We start from the raw sequence: 18,041 nt of genomic DNA on the forward strand, positions 1-18,041 counted from the left end.
CGTCATCAAGACCCTCGCCCGCAACGCCTACGGCTTCCGCAACCCCGAAAACCAGCGCCTACGCACCCGCGCAGCCACCACCCGCCGCCACCGCGGACACCTCAACCCCGCTTAACTTCGAAGAGCCGTAATACCACCTCCGAGACCTTTCAGCCTTTCAGCGAGGCGCTCTGACCTGATGCGCCTTCCTGAAGGCTGCGGAGGCACATCGAATTGGAGCAATGCCGCCAGGAAGGGAGGTCGATGTGGAAATCGTCATCAGGGAGACATTGCGGAAGCCGTCGCTCGGTGCCGGGTGCGTCCGTGCGGCGAACCCGATCGGCGTCGTGATGGCGCAAGGTAGACCAGGGATCATGGATTCTCACTGCCCGGGAGTCGTACTCACGGGGAAGCCGAGCCGATGGGGCCTCTACGGCCACGTTTTGTTTCTTGACGTTTCATCCTAGGCGTCATGAACAAAAGGCCTGACTGCCTTCAGAATCGACTGGGACCTTACCCCAGCCCCGACTCGTTTTGTTCGCGAGACCTTCTATGGTGCCGAAGCAGGCTCGAAATTTGGTCTACACGCCGTCTCACCCGACGGCCCGGACGCAATCGTTGCCGTCGAGATCGGACGGCCGGGCATCGTTGTCGGGGCACGGAGCGGCCCCAGTGGCGACGCGTCGGCGAACCTTCGACGAGCCGGTGACGAGGTGCTTCGGCCGTGGACACCGCGCAAGAGGAGGAAATGCGTTGCACAGTCGACTTCGGAAACCCGCGTTAGCGACCGCGTTGATGTTGGTCGCGGGTGCAGTGCCAGTCATCAGCAGCCCGACGCCCGCTCTGGCAATTAGTGGTGATTGCATCACGACGTTGCAGAACGGCAGTGCGGGCACCCACCGTGCCGGTGCCCTGTGTTCCCGGCTCGGAAGTGACACGAAGTTCCGGGCGAAGCTCGTACGGAACCTGGGTCCGGATTACACCAGCTCCTGGAGCACGCAGACGTACGTCTGGAAGTACACCGGGTGGTGGACCTGCGACGCCGGATGCCACGCAACCGTCGAACTCACGGGAGTCTGATCGACTCCTTTCACGTGGTGGGTGCCGAACGCACCCGCCACGTGATTCGGTATAGGCGGCGATTGATGCCGGTGAGGTAGGCCATGATCACGCTGGATCACGTGACAGTGCAGTATCCCGAGGTCACGCCCCTCGACGAGGTGGACCTCACGTTCGAACCGGGCACCACCGCGGTGATGGGACCGAGCGGTAGCGGCAAGAGCACATTGCTGCGCGTCATCAGCGGCATGCAGCGACCCACGTCCGGCGCCGTGGCGATCGACGGTGTCAGCGTGGCGGCAGCATCCTGGCGGTCCGCCGGTGATCCACGGGTGTCGCTCATCCATCAGGATTACCGTCTGGTCCCGTTCTTGACGGTCGCGCAGAACATGTTGCTCGCGGCGGAGTTGCGCGGTGTCCGGCGCTCGGGCGCGGATGTCGGCGCGATGCTCGAGCGTGTCGGACTGCCGCCGTCGATGGGCCGCCGGCTGCCGACGAAGTTGTCCGGGGGCCAGCAACAGCGCGTCGCCATCGCTCGCGCCCTGCTTGCCGGCACCTCGGTGCTCCTCGCGGACGAGCCGACCGGCGCACTCGACGTCGACAACACCGAACGGATCGCCGACATATTGGTTGAGCTGGGCCGGCGTGACGGGCTGGTGGTCGTGGTCGCCACCCACGACCCACGGGTGGCGGAACGGATGGACCACCGTATTCAGCTGGCCCGGGGCAAGCTGGTGGCGGCGCCGTGAGATCGCGTGTCGACGGGCTACGCCTCCGCCTGGCATTCCTGCGTCACCGGGCGCCGCAGATGGGCGTGCTGCTGCTCCTGGGCATTTTACTGGGCGGATCGCTGACCAGCTTGGCCGTGGTGCTGAGCAGCGCCGAGAAGGCCATCGTGGATTCGGCCCGCGCGGACGTCGGTCATGCCTCGTACGCGCTGCAGACCGGCAATCCCGACGCGACGGACGCATTGCGGTCGGTTGCGGGGGCCAAGCCGCTTCAGGACGAGAATGGCGATGTCGTCGCCGACGGCCTGTCGGCCTCCGTCCTGGTGCGGACCATCACCGATCCGTCGTTGCGGTTGGGTGTCGTCACGAAGGGCACATGGCCCTCCCGCCCGGGCGAGGTCGTCCTCTCGCAAACGACCGCTGAGGCCTTGGGCATCGCGATCGGCGACACGATACAGGTGCGCACTGGCGACCGGCAGCGACCGGGTCGGGTCGTCGGGTGGTCGGTGGATCCCGCCGACCGGACGACCAGCACGCTGGTGCAGCTGACCGACGACGGGGCGACCTTCCGGCCCACCATGTGGCTCAGCGACGAGAGCTTCTTCGGCATCACCGCCGTCCGGCCGTTCCTCGACGACCGCACGGCGACCTACAACTCGGTCGACTCGCTGCTCGAGGTGGCGGCGAAGAACAGGCCGCACTTCCTGAGCGCGATGCGATTCGTGCCGACCGGCTGTGCACTGCTGGTGGGCGTCCTGCTCCTCGCCGTCGGTGCGGTCCTTTCCGGCGGATGGCGGAGGGACGCCGACACGCTCGTTGCCGCGGGCATGCCAGAGTCCCACGCCTGGCGCAGGATCGTCTCGGTGATCTTCGCGACCGTGCTGATCGGGGAGATTGCCGGCAGCGCCGCCGCAGCCTTGGTCGTGCTGGTCGCCCGTGGGCCCATCTCCGCCCGGCTGGGGCAGCAGTGGGTGGAAATCGCGGTTCCGTGGCCGGCCGTCGCCGTGATGCTCGGCTTGACCATGTTGGCCGGGCTCCTGGCCGTGCCGTCCGTGCGCGCCGGGGCGAGGTGGCTGCAGCGCCGCACGCTCCAAACCGCGCAGCGTCGATGGGCAACCTTGGTGGGCGTGGCGGCCACGGCGGGCGGGCTCGCCTGTTGGCTCCTGCTCATCTACGCTTCCGGCACACTCGGCCGAGATCGTCTCGCGTCACTGAGCCAGCTTCCGGCTGCCGTGATCGCGGCAGCGCTGCCATACGCGATCGCGCCATTGCTGGCGTGGGGCCTCCCCACGGCTACCCGAGCGTTGATGGGTAATCTTCTGGCCGGCGCTCGGTCCGTCACGGCCGCCGGCGCCCTCGTCGCTTTGGCGAGCAGCATGTGGGCGGCACAGAACGTCTACGACGCGAATCTCGGCGAAGCGTTGTCCAGCCGGCTCCAGCCGGCGAGTTCCTTCGTGATCAGTGACATGCCGGACAGCGCGGTTCCCGCACTGACCGCGCTCTATCGCGAGCACGGCGGAAACGAGCTCATCAGCTTCCGGGTGCCGGACGAGGCGACGGCGACACTGCGGGTGACGGCGGCCGAGGTCGTTGCCTGCATGGGCGAACGGCACACCCAGGATCCCGGCGACGTCACGGACTGCTTTTCCCAGGACTCGGCGGCGCCGATCAACCGGGTGCTGCTCGGGCCGGAGGGGTCGGCCCAGCGCGCCGATCCACACCTGGTGGACGGTGGGAAGGTCGGGCTGCTCGATTTCCGGACCGGTGACCAAACCGTGTCTCGGCTTGCCGAAACGCGGGCCGAGGCCGACCCAGTTCTGGGCGGCAACCTGCCCGGACTGGTCGTTCCGCTGGGGGGTTCGGTCGCCGAGGATTTCGGGCTGGAACCGGCCGGCATGAGTGAGGTGGTCCTGCTGGACTTCACCGCGCTTGAGCCACGCGATCAATTCTTCATCCGAGCGGCTGCGATCCGCCTGGCGCCAAGCGCGGACATGCAGAACGGGTCGGATCCGACCGAATATGACCGGCTGCGCTCCGTCGCGAACACGGCCGCCTTTCTCGGCGCTCTCGGCACGATCGTGATCGTCATGCTGGGCGGCGCCGGCCTGATCGTCGGGCACACGTTGACCCGGCGCACGCTTATCGATGTCGGCGCCGCTCCGGGGCGGCGACTGAGCATCGTGGCGAGGTGGACCGCAGTTCCGCTGATCACGACGCTGCTCACCATCCCGCTTGCCATCCTGACGGTGTCATTGGCGGCGCAGCGGACTGCCGCGTCCTATGGAGTCCTTTGGATCCTGCCCGGCGTCGCCGGCGCGACCGCGGCTGTCTTCATCGGTGCGGCCTTCCTCCGTACGCCTCGGATGGACAACGAATAGCGCGAACCCGCTGATATGACTTCACGGCCGCCGCCGCAGGCGCCGTACTCTCCGCCGGGTTGCTGGCTTCGCCGGCGGCCGCAGCGACATCCGCGTTCGAGTGGTGTGCATGGCCGTTGGACTGTGCCGCGGCCTCCGTCCCGGAACCGTGAACTGGTCGACCAATCCGCTCCGGCAACCGGTGGGAGCTGGGACGCCGCGGCGTTCCACCGAGCCGGCTCGCCACCGTCGCACAGGCCGTCGGCGCGCCCGCCGACGTGCTCGCGCAGGCTCCCGACCGGCCAGTGCCCCGCCGTGAGCGCCGCTCTCCGGTGGCCGGGTCGCCGGTTCGCTTCTCTGCCCGAGCTTGGTTCCAGGAGGAGGCGGAGGCGCTGGTCTCCGACGTGGTCAAGCAGGCCTGAGCGATTCGTGCCTACGTCGTATAGTGCGGGCAGAGGTCGGCGGCGATGGTTGCAGCGACCGCTCGCCAAGACAAGTCCTGCCCCGCGCGGTGGATGCGCTGCTCGAGCGCCGCAGCGTCCTCGGGTGACAGACCGGCATGACGGCGGAGGGCTTCAGCTGCCGCATCCACGTCACCGGGCGGGATGGTGTAGCCGACGCCCCACTCGGTGACGTAGTCGAGCAGGTCCGGGGGGCCCGCCGCGAGCAGCGGCCGAGAGAACGCGCGCACTCGCTTCGCCGTCCCGCTCTCGTGCGTCATCGCCGGGTCGTACAACGCGGACACCAGATCGGCAGCGCCGAAGTAGAGGGGGTGCTCGACCGCCGGGATGAACCGTTTGTGGATCAGGAGCCGGTCGCCGAGCCCGTTTGCCTCACCCAGCTGCTCCAGCTCCCGGCAGGACACATCGCCCTCGGGGCCGGCGTGCACGAGCACCCAGTCCGGGGTGGCCGCGACGGCGCGCACCAGCGTGGGCAGATCCTTGTCGTGGCGCAGCGTGCCGAACGACAGCAGGATGTTCCCGGCCGGGAGCCCGAGGACCTCCCGCGCCTTCTCCCGGCTGGGAAGCACGACATCGGCGGGGTCGGGGGCACCGTGAGCAAGCACCCGCACAGGTGAGGTCTCGGGCAGGGACAGCTCGTCGAGGAGTCGGCGGCGCATGTGCGGGCCGTGCACGTACACCACGGCCAGGTTGCGTGCGATTCGGCGTGCCGCCCGGGCCGAGACCCGCTTGTATGCCGTCCGCAGCACGCCTTCCCGTTCGGAGCGGAAGGTGGTGGAGTGGAAGATGCCCCCGGTGAGCCCCCCGTTGTGCCGCCGCAGATAGCGGGCGAGGCTCAGGTACTCGAACGTCTCGAACAGCACCGGGGCGTCCGGATACTCCGCCGTGACCCGGCGCAGCGTGGACAGCAGGCGAGGCTCCGCCAGCAGCCGGAACGCGTGCCTGCGCAGTCTCGACGGCAGGACGTCGAGCAGCCGGTCCCAGGCCGCGGAGGTGGCAGTGTGCACCATGACGTCGGACAGCACCAGCGGCCCGTCGTGCGTCACGACGTGCACCTGATAGCCCTGGTCGCACAGACCGGACCCGAGTCCGCCGACGTAGTCGAAGGCGTGACCGTAGGGCTGCAGCGCACCGGGGCTGTAAACGATGAAGGTCGCCACCCGCAAAACCTACCGAGCGGCCCGCCGCAGTGACGCGAAACGCCCGAATTGATCCCCAGCGAACCGTTCCCCGCCGCACACCGTCGAACGCGCCGGATCGCCGGCCCCGGCTGCGGGTCGCCGATCCGGCAGCGCTCGGATTGCGTCATCAGCCGCATGACCGGCGCTTTCCACCGCCTCGATCAGCGTCTTGCACCGGTGGCGAGGCCAGGGTCTCGTCGCGCAATGGAACTTCACCCCGCACCGCTGCGCCAAGATCGGTGCCGTTCCCCACCGCCGACCTCATATGGACAAGTCGTACGGCTGACCGGTCACGCCTCGGGACGACCAGGGACGCAACCTCACCAGCAGCAGCGTCTCTTGCCATTCGCTCTACACCGGTGTAGGAAACTTATTGACAGGTGTGAATGTGGGCTGCCGCGACCGCAGGAAGGGCCCGGTGGCCGAGCTCGATGGTGAGGCGCGGTGCCTTCGATGCGGGAGGCCTTGACGCTCTGAGGGGAGCAGCGATGTCACACAGCAGTGGCCTCCGAACGACCAGCCTTGTCGCAGCCGCCGCTTTGGTGGGTTCACTCATCGCGGCCGCCCCGGCGGTTGCCGCGACCGACACATGGCATTCGAACGACGACGTCTATCACTACTTCAAAGTGCCGCAGTCGCAGGCCAGCAGCATCGTCGGCGGAACGCCGGCAACGCTGGAACTGGAGGCGAACATCGGCCCGAGCGGCACGTGGTCGGCGCTCGCGCTCGACCCGAGTGGCTCGGACTACGCCGCGAACGTCGGTCCGCTCGAGCCCGGGCTGTACTACTACCAGTACACCGCGACCATGCCGGACAGGTCGAAGGTGTCCTTCCGCCAGCCTGGCAGCCCGGTGGCGGTGACGTCGCAGCCGAACTGGAACACCTTCTTCGTGCCGGGTGAGTCGGTCGCGTGGATGGACGACATCGCCGCGGGCGGGACGGTGGAGGAACTGTCCTACCCGAGCGCAGCGGCGGCGGAGGGCCGCACCGCCTTGGTGTGGACGCCGCCCGGCTACGACTCCGCCCGGGCCGAGGCGTACCCGGTCCTGTACCTGCTGAGCAGCGCGGGTCAGACCGCTCGTGAATGGCTGGAACTTGGCCGGGCGAAGCAGATCCTCGACAACCTGGTCGCCGGCAGGGACGCCAAGCCGATGGTGGTCGTGATGGCTGACGCCAATTCCGCCGACCCCCGCGCCGAGCTGCTCAACGCCATCGTCCCGGCAGCGCGGGCCGGCTACCACATCTCGTCCCGGCCCCGGAGTCAGGCGCTGGCCGGTGTCGGCACCGGCGCCGAGCAGGCGATCAGCATCCTCCGCAGCGATCCCGGCGCATTCGCCTACGTCGGCTCCTTCTCCGGCTCCGCCGACGGCCCGATCACCAAGGCGGAGGCCAAGGCGATCAACAAGGGCACCAAACTGCTCCGGACGTACGTCGGCAACACGCTCGATCCGTCCTACAACGACAACTACGACCTGCTGGTGGACCTGAAGAAGTCCGGAGTGAAGTTCGAGTTCGACGGCGTCAACCCTGACGACGGCGGCACCTGGGACGCGTGGCGGGAGAACCTGCGAGACTTCGCCGCTCGGCTCTTCGGGCAGAAGTGCGCCGGTCACGGTGCCAGCAAGGGACACCGCCCGCTGACCAAGCCGTACCAGCCGCCTGCGGCCGGGTCGATCACTACCCCGCACATCGACCCGCACGGCATCGTCACGTTCGAGACCGGCACCCAGTGGGCCGACGCCAAGGACGTCACGGTCTGGGGGAACTGGGCCCCGAACGGCCAGTGGTTCCGGATCCCGATGGCCAAGCAGCCCGACGGCCGCTGGCGCATCTCGATCGGACCGCTCGACGGCTACTACTACTACCGGTACGTGGTCGACGGCGTCGACATGAAGGACCCGGCCGACACCGTCAACACGCATGTGATGGAGTCGCAGCTTTTCGTGCCGGGCAAAACCGACGCGATGCTCGCCGACGTCCCCGAAGGCAAGGGCGGCACGGTCTCGCTGATGACGTACGACGGAGGCCAGGGCACAGAGCGCTACGCGTACGTCTGGACGCCGCCCGGCTACGATGCCGACCGCGAAGCCTCCTACCCGGTGCTGTACCTGTACCACGGCGGGGGCCAGAACTACGGCAGCTGGCTCGAGACCGGACGTGCCAAGCAGATTCTCGACAACAACTACCTCAACGGGACGATGGTGCCGATGGTTGTGGTCATGCCCGACCAGAACGGCGTCGACTTCTGGACCGACCTCAGCCAGCACGTGATGCCGACCGCGGCGGAGAAGTACAACATCTCGACTGATTCGGACGAGCAGGCGCTCGCCGGTCTGTCGTGGGGAGCCATCAACACCCTCGGCGCCTGGCTCGACCATCCGGGCGAGTTCTCCTACATCGGTGCCTTCTCGGGGGGACTGTTCGCCTACCCTGCCGTCGACGTCCAGGCGGTCAACGAAAGCACCAAGCTGGCAAGGCTGTACTCCGGTGACGTCGACTTCACGTACACGATCACCCAGAACACGATGCAATGGCTGACCTCTCAGGGCATCGAGTACGAGTACGCGGGCACCTGGGTCGGACCGCATGGCTTCGACACCTGGATGGCGGACCTGATCGACTTCGTGCCGCGGCTCTTCGTGCCCGAGTACCGGTTCGGCGGGGTGCGGCCACCGCTGGCCGGCGACGGCTCCGACGTCGTCAAAGCCGGACGCGCCGTGCCGGTCAAATTCACCCTGACCGGCGCCGATGGCAAGACTGTCACGGATGCGCGGCCGCGTCTCTACCTGGTGCGGAAGACGGACGGTGTGGCCGGCAATCGTGTCCCGGCCCAACCCGTTCAGAAGAATGCGGACAACACTGCGCGCTACAGCGCTCACAAGGCTGAGTACGTCTTCGACTGGGCCACCAAGGGGCTCGCCCCGGGTGCCTACGAGTTGCAGATCGATCTGGGCAGCTCGGTTCACGCCATCGCTCTGACCATCAACTGACCTTGGGCCACGCGGCCGGCCCGCCCCGGATCGGGGCGGGCCGGCCGCTGCGTCGGGGCCGGCACGGGGGTCTTATACGCTCATCAATGAGCCGACGAGCGGCGGGAGGTGCCGTGGCACGCAAGACCAACAGGTCGGCGACGATGCGCGACGTCGCCCGGCTCGCCGGAGTGTCGATCAAGACGGTGTCCAACATCCTCAACGGCTATCAGTACGTGCGTCCGGAAACCCGCCAACGGGTGGACGACGCGATCCGTGAGCTGGGCTACCACGTGAATGTGTCGGCGCGGAACCTGAGCCGGGGCCGGACCGGGGCGATCGCTTTGGTGCTGCCGTCGCTGCGCGTCGTGTACTTCGCCGAACTTGCGGACTCCGTCATGCGAGAGGCATCCAGGCGAGGCCTGACCGTCTTCATCGAGCAGACCAACGCCGAACGCGACCGCGAGTTGCGGGTACTGGACGGCAGCTACCGGTCACGCTTCGACGGCGTGCTGTACTCCCCACTGGCGCTGGGCCAGAACGACCTCCCGCTGTTCGACGTCGACTTCCCGCTCGTGCTCCTGGGCGAGCGGGTGTTCGACGGCGACGTCGACCACGTCACGATGAGCAACGTCGAGGGAGCACGTGCGGCGACCGAGCACGTCCTGGGCCGAGGCGCGACCACGGTAGTTCCCCTGGGAATCAAGGACGACCCTTCGCCGAGCAGCGGAACGCTGCGGTTCCAGGGCTTCCGGGACGCCCTCCGGTCACGAGGGTTCGACGTCGACCCACGCGCGATCATCGGTGTACCCGACTACTTCCACTCCACCGGCGCCACGACGATCGCTCGCATCCTTGACAGCGGCGTCAAGCCCGACGCGGTGGTGGCGTTCACCGACACACTCGCGCTGGGTGCGCTCGCCGCCCTTCGGGACCGCGGGGTCCGGGTTCCCGAGGACGTCCTGCTGATCGGCTTCGACAACATCGACGAAGCGAACTACTCCCGGCCTCCGCTGAGCTCCATCGACCCCGGACGCGACGTGATCGCGCACCAGGCAGTCGCCCTGTTGGAAGAGCGGATCCAGCTTCAGTTCGACGGTGTGCCGCGAGCGGAACAGCCGGCGCCCCGGAGGATAGTCGTCGACTTCGAGCTGATCCAGAGACAGTCGACGCGGCGCTGACGCCGTCTAAACCGCCCTGAGCAGCGAAGATAGGCAATCGCTCCCGATGTGGCAGCGCTCCCGTCGGCCGAGGATGGATACATCACCGGATGACGAGGAGATAGACCATGTTGATCCACGCGGACCTGATGCTGACCCTGGCGAACGAGCGCCACCGTGAGCTGATCGCCGACAGCGAGAAGCGGCGCCTGCTGGGTAGCGCGCGCCGGGCGCGGAAGGCGCGGAAAAGCCAGGTGGTACGGGGACGGCCCACCGTGGCGGTGCCGGCCCATTGATGATCGGACGGGAGAGCGAGCCGCGCCCGTCGCGCTCGCACTCCAGGGCCGCGGTGTCAGCCGGTGAGGCCGGCGTCGTGGGCGAGCAGGGCGACCTGGGTACGGTTGTTGAGATCGAGTTTGGTGAGTATGCGGGAGATGTGGGCTTTCACGGTGGCCACGCTCATGAACAGCTCGCCCGCGATCTCGGCGTTGGACTTGCCCCGCCCGACGGCGATGGCGACCTCGCGTTCGCGTTCGCTGAGCTGATGCAGCGCGGTGGTGGCGTGCTGTCGCCGGGCCGCGGCGCCGGTGTTGCTGAGGTGGGCGATGAGCCGTCGGGTGACGGTCGGCGACAGGATGGGCTCGCCGGCTGCCACCCGCGCGACGGCGCGCAGGATCTCGGCGGGTGGGGTGTGTTTGAGCAGGAAGCCGCTGGCCCCGGCGCGCAGGGCGCGCAGGACGTACTCGTCGGCGTCGAAGGTGGTCAGGACGATGACCTCGGGTGGGTCGGGCCGGGCGCGGAGTTGTTCGGTGGCGGCGAGGCCGTCGAGGGTGGGCATGCGGATGTCCATCAGCACCACGTCCGGGGCGTACGCGTCGACGGCGGCGGCTGCTTCGCTTCCGTCGCCGGCCTCGCCCACCACGGTGATGTCCGGCGAGCCGCCGATGACCATGGTGAGGCCGGCCCGCACGAGCGGGTCGTCGTCGACGATGAGGACCCGCACCGGTGCGTTCACGTTGGCCTCCTTGTCCGTGCTCACCTGGGCGGAGGCCGATTCCGGCCGCGGTCAGAGGGTAGGCCACGGTAGCCAGGCCCGGAGCCGGAAGTCACCGGCGGGGGTGGGGCCGTGTTCGAGGCGTCCGCCGGCGAGGGCGGCCCGTTCGGTGAGTCCGATGAGGCCGATGCCGGCGCCGGGGATGCCGGCCGGGCTGGTCTCGGCCGGGTACGGGTTGCGGATCTCGACGGTTACGCCGTCGCCCGGGGTTGCCCGGACGGTGACGGCCACCTCGCCGTCGGGGGCGTGCTTGCGGGCGTTGGTCAGCCCTTCCTGCACGATCCGGTACGCGCTGCGCCCCACGCCGGCCGGTACGGCGGCAAGCGCGTCGGTCTGCCCGTCGAGGCGTACCCGCATCCCGGCGCGTCGCGATTGGTCGACGAGGTCAGGGAGGTCGGCCAGGGTGGGCTGCGGCCGTTCCGGCGTCTCGCCGGACCGGTCGGCACCGGCGCGGAGGACGCCGATCACCTCGCGAAGGTCCTCCAGCGCCTGGTAGGCGCTCTCGCGGACCACCCCGGCGGCACGGGCGACCTCCGCGGGCGCGGCGTCGGGGCGTAGCTCCAGCGCCCCGGCGTGCAGGCTCAGCAGGGACAGGCGGTGGGCGAGCACGTCGTGCATCTCCCGGGCGATCCGGTTGCGTTCGCCCTGGCGGGCTTCGGCGACGCGCAGTTCCTGTTCGGCCTCGACTCGCCCGGCCCGCTCCCGCAGCGACTGGCGCCGGGCCCGCACGAACATGCCCCAGGCGAGCACCGCGAGCGCGAAGACGACGCCCAGCACGATCTGCGACCAGGGTCCGACCGGGACGTCCGGGCGGACCAGCAGCGTCAGGAACGGGACGAGCGCGTACCCGGCCACGATCGGGGCGACCACCGCGAAGCGCCGGTGCACCGCGACGGTGAACAGCGCGATGAGCGCCGCGCCCGCCGCCGACGTCGAGTAGACGCTGACCACACCCACGACCACGGCCAAGCCGACCGGCCAGCGCCGGCGCAGCCACACCCCGAGACAGCACAGCCCGCCGAGGATGAGGTCCACGGCGAGCGGCGCCGGCGCGATGTGTTGCGCCCGGCTGTCGACCAGGGTCAGCACCGCGACGCCGACGGCCAGCAGGAAACAAAGGGCGTCGACCAGCCGATCGCGCGGGTCCGCCGAGGCCATCACGATCAAAGGGTACGGACGGTAGGGGCCCCACGGCATCCGACCAAAGTCGATCTCGCGGTGCAGACTTTCGGCCCACCACCATCGACCTCGGCTCGTAGCGGCGTATCCGGCCGCTCCAGCAATCTGTGCCACATCACCGGAACGGTCAGCCGAAGAAGCCAACGAATGGCGCGGAAAGGAACTGAGAAACGATGAGCGGCATCCGAACGAACACCCCGAGCCTGCTCGACAACCCGCCGATCCCCGTGCAGGCCAAGCTCGCGGCGGCATGGACCAGCTTCATGTTCCTCTACATCTACGTCGACTACTTCCACCTCTACAAGCCGGGCGCCATCGACGAGATTCGCGGTGGCGTCGTCTTCGAGTTCGACATCAGCGGGACGTTGTTGACCATTTTCGTCGCGTCCGTGGCGATCCCGGCCCTGATGGTGATGCTCTCCATGACGCTGCCCGCCCGGGTCAGCCGCGCCACGAACATCGTCGTCGCATTGCTCTACATCCCGTTCTCGGTGTTCAACGCGGTCGGCGAGTCCTGGGACTGGGCCCCCTTCTACGGCCTCTCCATCGGAATCGAGGTGCTGCTCCTGGCCTTCATCCTGCGCTCGGCCTGGAAATGGCCTCGAACCCCGGCGGTCCCAGCCGGTCCCGCGACGACCGGCCTTCGACAGTGCTAGGGGGCGACGCTCGCCGGCGGTTTCTCGCCCTCCGACATCACATCGAAGACCGTGATGACGACCTTGCGCCACTCCGCAGTTTCCTTCTGATCCGGTGTGGGCGTATCCAGCTTCCCGAGCGCTCGGCTCCGCTCGATTTTCGCGTCGCGCCCGGCCCGGCGCCGCAGCAACTGCTCGACGCTGTCCCGGCGCTGGTCCGACAACCATTCGTTGTACGCGACATCGCCGGTGGTGCTGGTGAAGGCGGAGAGCTCGACGGCCAGCTCGCCTTTCTCGATGCGCTTCCTGGTCGTCTCGCTCAACGAGGAATACCAGACAGCGAACTTGGTGATCTCGTCGTTGACCACGGCCGACTGGCCTTTACCGTTCTTCGGCGCGGGGAAGTAGACGTCATGGGTCTTCTGCATGCTGATCTCGCCGATGGTCACCGTCCCGGTGGGCTCTTTGGGCGGCGCGATGTTGTCCACCCCGATGCTCAGTGTGAAGGGCGCTGAGACGCTCTGCGACGGCGCGTTCTCCGTCCTCCCCACCACCATGGAGACGCCACCCGAGCCACCTCCGCTCGCGATCACCGGGTTGATCATTACGTAGCCGGGGCCATTCTTGGCGCCGATGTCGGTCAGGCCGGCTCTGATGCTTTTGTTGCTCGGTTCTCCACGCCACACCTTCGCGGTCGGATCGATGGTCAGCTTGCCGTCCGCCGCGGCGGTCACGGTCCAGTCGACGAAGACCTTCTGATCCAGCCTTTCATTGATGATCCAGTTGTCCTCGAAGATGTGAATCCGCATGCCGATCCGGACCACCGCCGTCGTGCCGGCGTCGATGCGCACCTCGCCGTTGAACCCGTCGGGAAAGTCGGTGTAGTCGATATTTTTTGACGTCGCCGGGGAGAACGCCAGTCCGTCCGGCGTGAAGGTCACGTCCGAGCCGCTGGCCAGAAAGTCGAGAGACATCTCGGTCGCCTTGCGCTGAATCAGCGACGGCAGGTCCGCGCCGGCATGCGCATGGCGCTGCACCGCCGTGTCGCTCGGCTCGCCGACGGCCGCCGCCCCGGCACCGGCCGAGTGGCGAGCCGCTCGCTGTGCCGACGCGCGGTCCGCCGCCTGGTCGGCGGCCCGCTCGTCGTGGTCGTGAGGCGTGCTCACAGTGAGGCTGGACCCGACCGGTTTTCCCGCCACCTGACCGTCGGACTGTTGAGCCGTGTGTGCGAGCTCGTGCGCCAGGAGGCCGTATCCGCTCGTCGAGGACGGGTCGTACGCGCCGGCGCCGAAGAAGACGTCCTGCCCCGTGGTGAATGCCCGCGCGCCGAGATCCTCGGCGAGACCGGCCGCCGCCGTATCACGATGGACCCGCACCCCGTCCATCGAGGCGCCCAGATCGGCCTCCGCCTCCGCCTGGACGTTGCGCGACAGCGGCTCACCCCGCCCGAGCTGGGACGCGATGCGCTCACGCAGGTGCTCCGCGGCGCCCTGGGCGTTGTTCGCCGCCTCCATCATGCGCACGACCATCTGGTTGCCGCCGGCGCCTTGCAGCCGTAGGAGTTCGCTCTGCAGGCTCTTCCTGGGCACGGCCGGGTCGGCCGGCAGCTTCTTGGTGGCCGGCGCCGGCTCGAAGTCCGGCCCTTCGTGGGCTTGTCGGTTGCGCGCCATGATTCAGCAAACCACTGAACGGCAACGATGGCGATGTCGAATTGCGGTCATCCGATCACGCGTACGAGTTCAGGGACAACCGCTCGCGGCCAGCGCGGCGAGGGTGGCCAGTGACCGCTCGAGGATCCGCCGCTGGTCGGCGAGGCGGTGCGCCTCGCGCTCGGGCAGTTCCGCTTCGACGTCGATGTCGGTCGCCTCGCCGTCTGCCCGCAGCCGCCACCGGAAGATCAGGTCGGACACCAGGCAGCTGATCGTCACCCGGTGGTCCGCCGCGTCGGCCCCGAGGCGCTGAGCCATCGGGAAGTCCGGGTAGCCCGCGGGCCACATCGTGTAGTCGCTGCCGACACCGGTCGCGACGGTCTCGATCCCCGCCCACCACTCGGGGAACCGCGCAGGGTCGTGCAGCAGCTTCCACACCTCCTCGACCGGCGCGGAGGTGCGTACCGTCAGTGCGAGCGTGGGCATCTCCGATCACCTCAACGATGTCAGCGCGTCCGACACGCGGGCCAGTTCCCGCTGCGGTTCGACCAGCCCGGCGACGGGCGGCCGGCCGAGGTCGACAAGTGTGGCCGTGTACCCCTCGGCGGTCGCGCCGGCGGCCCCGCCGAGCATGGACCGCCATCCCGAGGCGGCCTCCTCGAAACGGCGGCGAGCCAGCGTGACGTCGCCCCGTTGCCGCGCGATGAGGCCCTGCACCCAGGCGATCCGCGGCACCAGCGCCCAGGGCTGGTCGGCCGGGCCGACCGGCTCCAGCATGGCCGCGCGCAGCTGAGCCGTCGCGGCCGTCGCGTCACCGGCCAGGGCGAGCACCTCGGCCCTGGACAGGCCCGCGGACGGACGGCTGACCGGCGCCCGCGCGTCCAGGGCCTCGGCGAGCAGGGCGGCGGCGACAGCGTGCTCCCCGGCCGCGGCCGCCACCAGACCGGCGTCGTGGGCGGCGGTGGCCGCGAGGGCGGGCGAGTCCAGGCGCTCCGCGAGAGCCCGCTGCCGACGGCTGGTCTCGGCCGCCTCGGCGTGTCGGCCGAGCCGGGCGAGGATGTGCGCCCGGGCGGCGAGGCAGCCCAGCAGCAGCACCGGCACTCCCTCGGTGGTGTCCACCGCCCGGTCGGCCAGGTCGAGGGCCCGGTCGAAGTCACCGAGGCAGGCCAGGGCGCAGGCGGCGTTGAGCCATACCGCGTACGCCCGGTCCGGCAGCCCGCGCTGTGCCGCATCCGGCCCGGCGGCCAGGGCGACCGCCACCGACTCGGCGAACCGGCCCTGCCGGATCAGGCCCTGCATGCGTATCTCGGCGATGTCGGACCGGACGACCGGATCGGGGTCCGCCGGCAAGATGTCCTCGGCGGCGGCGAGCGGACCGTCAGAGGCGGACGGGTCGCCGGCCACCGCCTCGCCCCAGGCGAGCCCGATCAGGACGTCGGCACGGGTGGCTGCGGTCGATGCTCCGGTCAGGGCCGCGTACGCCCGGCGGTAGGCGCGCAGCGACGCCCCGGGATGGCAGACCACGGTGCGCAGCTGCCGTCCACGGCGGCACCACGCCGGTGCGACGTCGTCCGGGCCCAGCAGCGAAAGGGCACGCTCCCAGGCCGCCTCCATCTCGGCACGCCGGCCCAGCCACGCCCAGATCTCCTCCAGTTCCAGCCAGAGCGCGCCGTCCGCCGGGGTGAGGCCGACCGCGCGGGTCAGGAAATCGGCGGCCTCGGTCAGGGCGCCGACCGAGCGGGCGTACGCCGCGGCGGCCGCCCACTCCCGCGCGGCCCGGTCGTCGCGGCCCGCCAGCCCGAGGTGGTGCGCGATCTCGGCCCGGTCCCGGTGGTCGAGCGCCCCGGTGATCCGGTCGTGCAGCGGCGCCGGGTTCGGCAGATCCGCGTACACGGCCTCGCGGAGCAACTCGTGGCGGAAGCCGAGCCGCCCGGCCCGGCGATGCAGCAGCCCGTCCGCGCTGGCGGCCTCCTCGGCCGAACCGAGGCCGGGGATCCGCAGACCGTCCAGTTCCGCGCTGGTCAGCGGCCGGCCGGCCGCGGCCAGCAGGTGGACCAGCGTCTGGGCCTCCGCCGGGAGGACCCCGCAGGTGGCCCGGACCGCGGTCCGCAGGTTCGGCGGCGGACCCTCGCCGCCGGCCGCCAGCACCCGGGCGCTCTCCACCGCGAGCAGCGGATTGCCCTCGGCCGCCGCGATTACCTTGCCGACCAGCCCGGTGCCGGCCGGCAGCAGCGACGCGGCCAGGGCGGCCACCTCCTCGTCGCTGATCGGGCCGACCGCGATCTCGGTGATCGGCACCGCGCGGCCGGCCAGATCGGCCAGCACGGCGTCCAGCTCCGGGCGCACCGGCCGGTCCCGCCGGACGACGACGAGCAGCAGGGGCAGCTGGGTCAATCGCCGCCCCACGTGCGCGGTCAGCCGCAGGCTGGCTCGGTCGGCGCGATGGGCGTCGTCGATGGCGATCATCGCCGGCCGGTCCACGCATGACCACTCGACGAGGCGCAGCACCGCCTCGAAGACGCGCAGCCGTTCCAGCTCGGGAGCGGTCACCGCGGGCGGCAGGCCGGGCTCTCCCAGGCGGGCGCCGAGGTCCGGGGACAGCCGGTTCAGCTCGACCGGCCAGCCCGCACCGCGAGTCGGCGGCACCACGGTGGCGGCCAGGTGCCGAGCCAGGTCGAGCCACAGGCCGAACGGCGTCTCGCCGACCACGCCCATGCCGGCCGCCATCGCGCTGCGCCCGCCGCCGACGTTCACCCGGTGGGCCAGTTCGGCGAGCAGGCTGGTCTTGCCGATCCCGGCTTCACCGGTCAGCACCACCACCTGTCCGGCGCCGTCGGCGGCGGCCCGCCAGACCGCGGTCAGCTGCCGCACCTGCGGGTCGCGGCCGAAGAGCCCAGGCCGGGGTACGGCGGTGGCGCCGGTCCGCAGCCGGCCGTGTGCCGCGCGGGTCGCCGGCGCGGGCCGTACCCCCAGCTCCGAGCGGAGCAGGTCGGTGAAGTCGCGCGCGGCCCGCACCGCGCCGGCCTTGTCGCCGGCCGCGGTCAGCCGGTCCAGCAGGAGACGGTGGGCTCCTTCGTCGAGCGGATCGAGCCGGCACAGCCGGCGGCTCAGCCGTACGGCATCTTCCCACCGGCCGTCGTGTTCCGCCTCCGCGGCAGCCCGAGCGAAATCCTGCCGGCGCCGGTCGCGGTACGCCTCCCGCGCCTCGTCCGCCCATTCGTCCTCGACGCCCGGCAGCAGCTCACCGTCGTCGCTCGCGGCGGCGGCGTCGTGGACGTCCACCCACATCCGCCCGGCGGGAATTCCCACATCCAGGCGGGATGCGACGATCACGTCGGCGGCCGGCCCCCAGGCCTGCCGGATCGCCCACAACGAGGTGCGCAGGCTGGCCCGCGCTCCGTCCGGCGAGGCGTCCGGCCACAGCCGGGCCGCGACCGTGGACCGCGGGTGGCAACCAGGATGCAGCGCCATCCAGCCGATCAACGCCCGGGCCCGCTCGCTGGACGGCATCGTCACGGGCCGGCCGCCGATCTCGGCGGTCAGCGCACCCAGCAGTCGCAGCCGGAGCATGCCGCCAGCGTAGGCCGCCGCGGGACGGCTTTGACGCAGCTGTGACGGAAACCGGACGGG

At 69.9% G+C, this 18,041-nt stretch carries 12 protein-coding genes; 6 read left to right on the forward strand and 6 right to left on the reverse strand.

Features of this window, described 5'->3' with window-relative positions; translation table 11 throughout:
• Positions 1-1,142 precede the first annotated feature (1,142 nt).
• The gene (locus tag ACFQS1_RS32505) at positions 1,143-1,787 is read left to right on the forward strand and encodes an ABC transporter ATP-binding protein (RefSeq protein ID WP_378975791.1); all 645 of its coding nucleotides are present in this window, start codon (positions 1,143-1,145) and stop codon (positions 1,785-1,787) included.
• A gap of 59 nt (positions 1,788-1,846) precedes the next feature.
• Positions 1,847-4,144, forward strand: coding sequence for a hypothetical protein (locus ACFQS1_RS32510; RefSeq protein ID WP_378975792.1), 2,298 nt, complete (start codon positions 1,847-1,849; stop codon positions 4,142-4,144).
• 412 nt (positions 4,145-4,556) lie between these two features.
• Here ACFQS1_RS32510 and ACFQS1_RS32515 read toward each other — a convergent pair whose 3' ends face one another.
• Positions 4,557-5,744: a glycosyltransferase family protein gene (locus tag ACFQS1_RS32515; protein WP_378975793.1), complete on the reverse strand. Its 1,188-nt coding sequence runs from the start codon at positions 5,742-5,744 to the stop codon at positions 4,557-4,559.
• Between the two features lie 563 nt (positions 5,745-6,307).
• Here ACFQS1_RS32515 and ACFQS1_RS32520 point away from each other — a divergent pair.
• The 3 genes from ACFQS1_RS32520 to ACFQS1_RS32530 all read left to right on the forward strand — a co-directional run bounded on the left by ACFQS1_RS32520 (position 6,308) and on the right by ACFQS1_RS32530 (position 10,190).
• Positions 6,308-8,755 carry an alpha/beta hydrolase-fold protein gene (locus ACFQS1_RS32520; protein WP_378975794.1) on the forward strand — a complete coding sequence of 816 codons (2,448 nt, stop codon included), beginning with the start codon at positions 6,308-6,310 and terminating at the stop codon, positions 8,753-8,755.
• Positions 8,756-8,868: 113 nt separating this feature from the next.
• The gene (locus ACFQS1_RS32525) at positions 8,869-9,915 is read left to right on the forward strand and encodes a LacI family DNA-binding transcriptional regulator (RefSeq protein ID WP_378975795.1); all 1,047 of its coding nucleotides are present in this window, start codon (positions 8,869-8,871) and stop codon (positions 9,913-9,915) included.
• Between the two features lie 107 nt (positions 9,916-10,022).
• On the forward strand, positions 10,023-10,190 hold the full coding sequence (locus ACFQS1_RS32530; protein ID WP_378975797.1) for a hypothetical protein: 168 nt from the start codon (positions 10,023-10,025) through the stop codon (positions 10,188-10,190).
• Positions 10,191-10,246: 56 nt separating this feature from the next.
• Here ACFQS1_RS32530 and ACFQS1_RS32535 read toward each other — a convergent pair whose 3' ends face one another.
• Entirely contained in the window at positions 10,247-10,846 is a 600-nt protein-coding gene (locus ACFQS1_RS32535; RefSeq protein ID WP_378975883.1) for a response regulator, read from the reverse strand.
• Positions 10,847-10,960: 114 nt separating this feature from the next.
• Positions 10,961-12,106, reverse strand: coding sequence for a sensor histidine kinase (locus tag ACFQS1_RS32540; RefSeq protein WP_378975884.1), 1,146 nt, complete (start codon positions 12,104-12,106; stop codon positions 10,961-10,963).
• Between the two features lie 194 nt (positions 12,107-12,300).
• Between ACFQS1_RS32540 and ACFQS1_RS32545 the strand changes: the two genes are divergently transcribed.
• On the forward strand, positions 12,301-12,783 hold the full coding sequence (locus ACFQS1_RS32545; RefSeq protein ID WP_378975799.1) for a DUF6326 family protein: 483 nt from the start codon (positions 12,301-12,303) through the stop codon (positions 12,781-12,783).
• Here the strand turns inward: ACFQS1_RS32545 and ACFQS1_RS32550 are convergent.
• From ACFQS1_RS32550 to ACFQS1_RS32560, 3 genes are all read right to left on the reverse strand, one after another.
• Positions 12,780-14,432 (reverse strand): eCIS core domain-containing protein, encoded by a 1,653-nt coding sequence (locus tag ACFQS1_RS32550; RefSeq protein ID WP_378975801.1) that lies wholly within the window; start codon positions 14,430-14,432, stop codon positions 12,780-12,782. The genes ACFQS1_RS32545 and ACFQS1_RS32550 overlap by 4 nt on opposite strands.
• A 69-nt stretch (positions 14,433-14,501) precedes the next feature.
• Complete coding sequence (locus ACFQS1_RS32555; protein ID WP_378975803.1) at positions 14,502-14,897, reverse strand: SRPBCC family protein; 396 nt, start codon at positions 14,895-14,897, stop codon at positions 14,502-14,504.
• A gap of 6 nt (positions 14,898-14,903) precedes the next feature.
• Positions 14,904-17,981 (reverse strand): ATP-binding protein, encoded by a 3,078-nt coding sequence (locus ACFQS1_RS32560; protein ID WP_378975805.1) that lies wholly within the window; start codon positions 17,979-17,981, stop codon positions 14,904-14,906.
• Positions 17,982-18,041 lie beyond the last annotated feature (60 nt).

This window comes from Paractinoplanes rhizophilus (genome assembly GCF_042664765.1).
In the GTDB taxonomy this organism is placed as follows: Bacteria; Actinomycetota; Actinomycetes; order Mycobacteriales; family Micromonosporaceae; genus Actinoplanes; species Actinoplanes rhizophilus.

Bases quoted from the DNA above. Each gene is read 5' to 3' on its own strand.
- ACFQS1_RS32505 (WP_378975791.1), top strand. From the start codon at position 1,143: ATGATCACGCTGGATCACGTGACAGTGCAGTATCCCGAGGTCACGCCC.
- ACFQS1_RS32510 (WP_378975792.1), top strand. From the start codon at position 1,847: ATGGGCGTGCTGCTGCTCCTGGGCATTTTACTGGGCGGATCGCTGACC.
- ACFQS1_RS32530 (WP_378975797.1), top strand. From the start codon at position 10,023: ATGTTGATCCACGCGGACCTGATGCTGACCCTGGCGAACGAGCGCCAC.
- ACFQS1_RS32535 (WP_378975883.1), bottom strand. From the start codon at position 10,846: ATGGTCATCGGCGGCTCGCCGGACATCACCGTGGTGGGCGAGGCCGGC.
- ACFQS1_RS32540 (WP_378975884.1), bottom strand. From the start codon at position 12,106: ATGGCCTCGGCGGACCCGCGCGATCGGCTGGTCGACGCCCTTTGTTTC.
- ACFQS1_RS32545 (WP_378975799.1), top strand. From the start codon at position 12,301: ATGAGCGGCATCCGAACGAACACCCCGAGCCTGCTCGACAACCCGCCG.
- ACFQS1_RS32550 (WP_378975801.1), bottom strand. From the start codon at position 14,432: ATGGCGCGCAACCGACAAGCCCACGAAGGGCCGGACTTCGAGCCGGCG.
- ACFQS1_RS32555 (WP_378975803.1), bottom strand. From the start codon at position 14,897: ATGCCCACGCTCGCACTGACGGTACGCACCTCCGCGCCGGTCGAGGAG.
- ACFQS1_RS32560 (WP_378975805.1), bottom strand. From the start codon at position 17,981: ATGCTCCGGCTGCGACTGCTGGGTGCGCTGACCGCCGAGATCGGCGGC.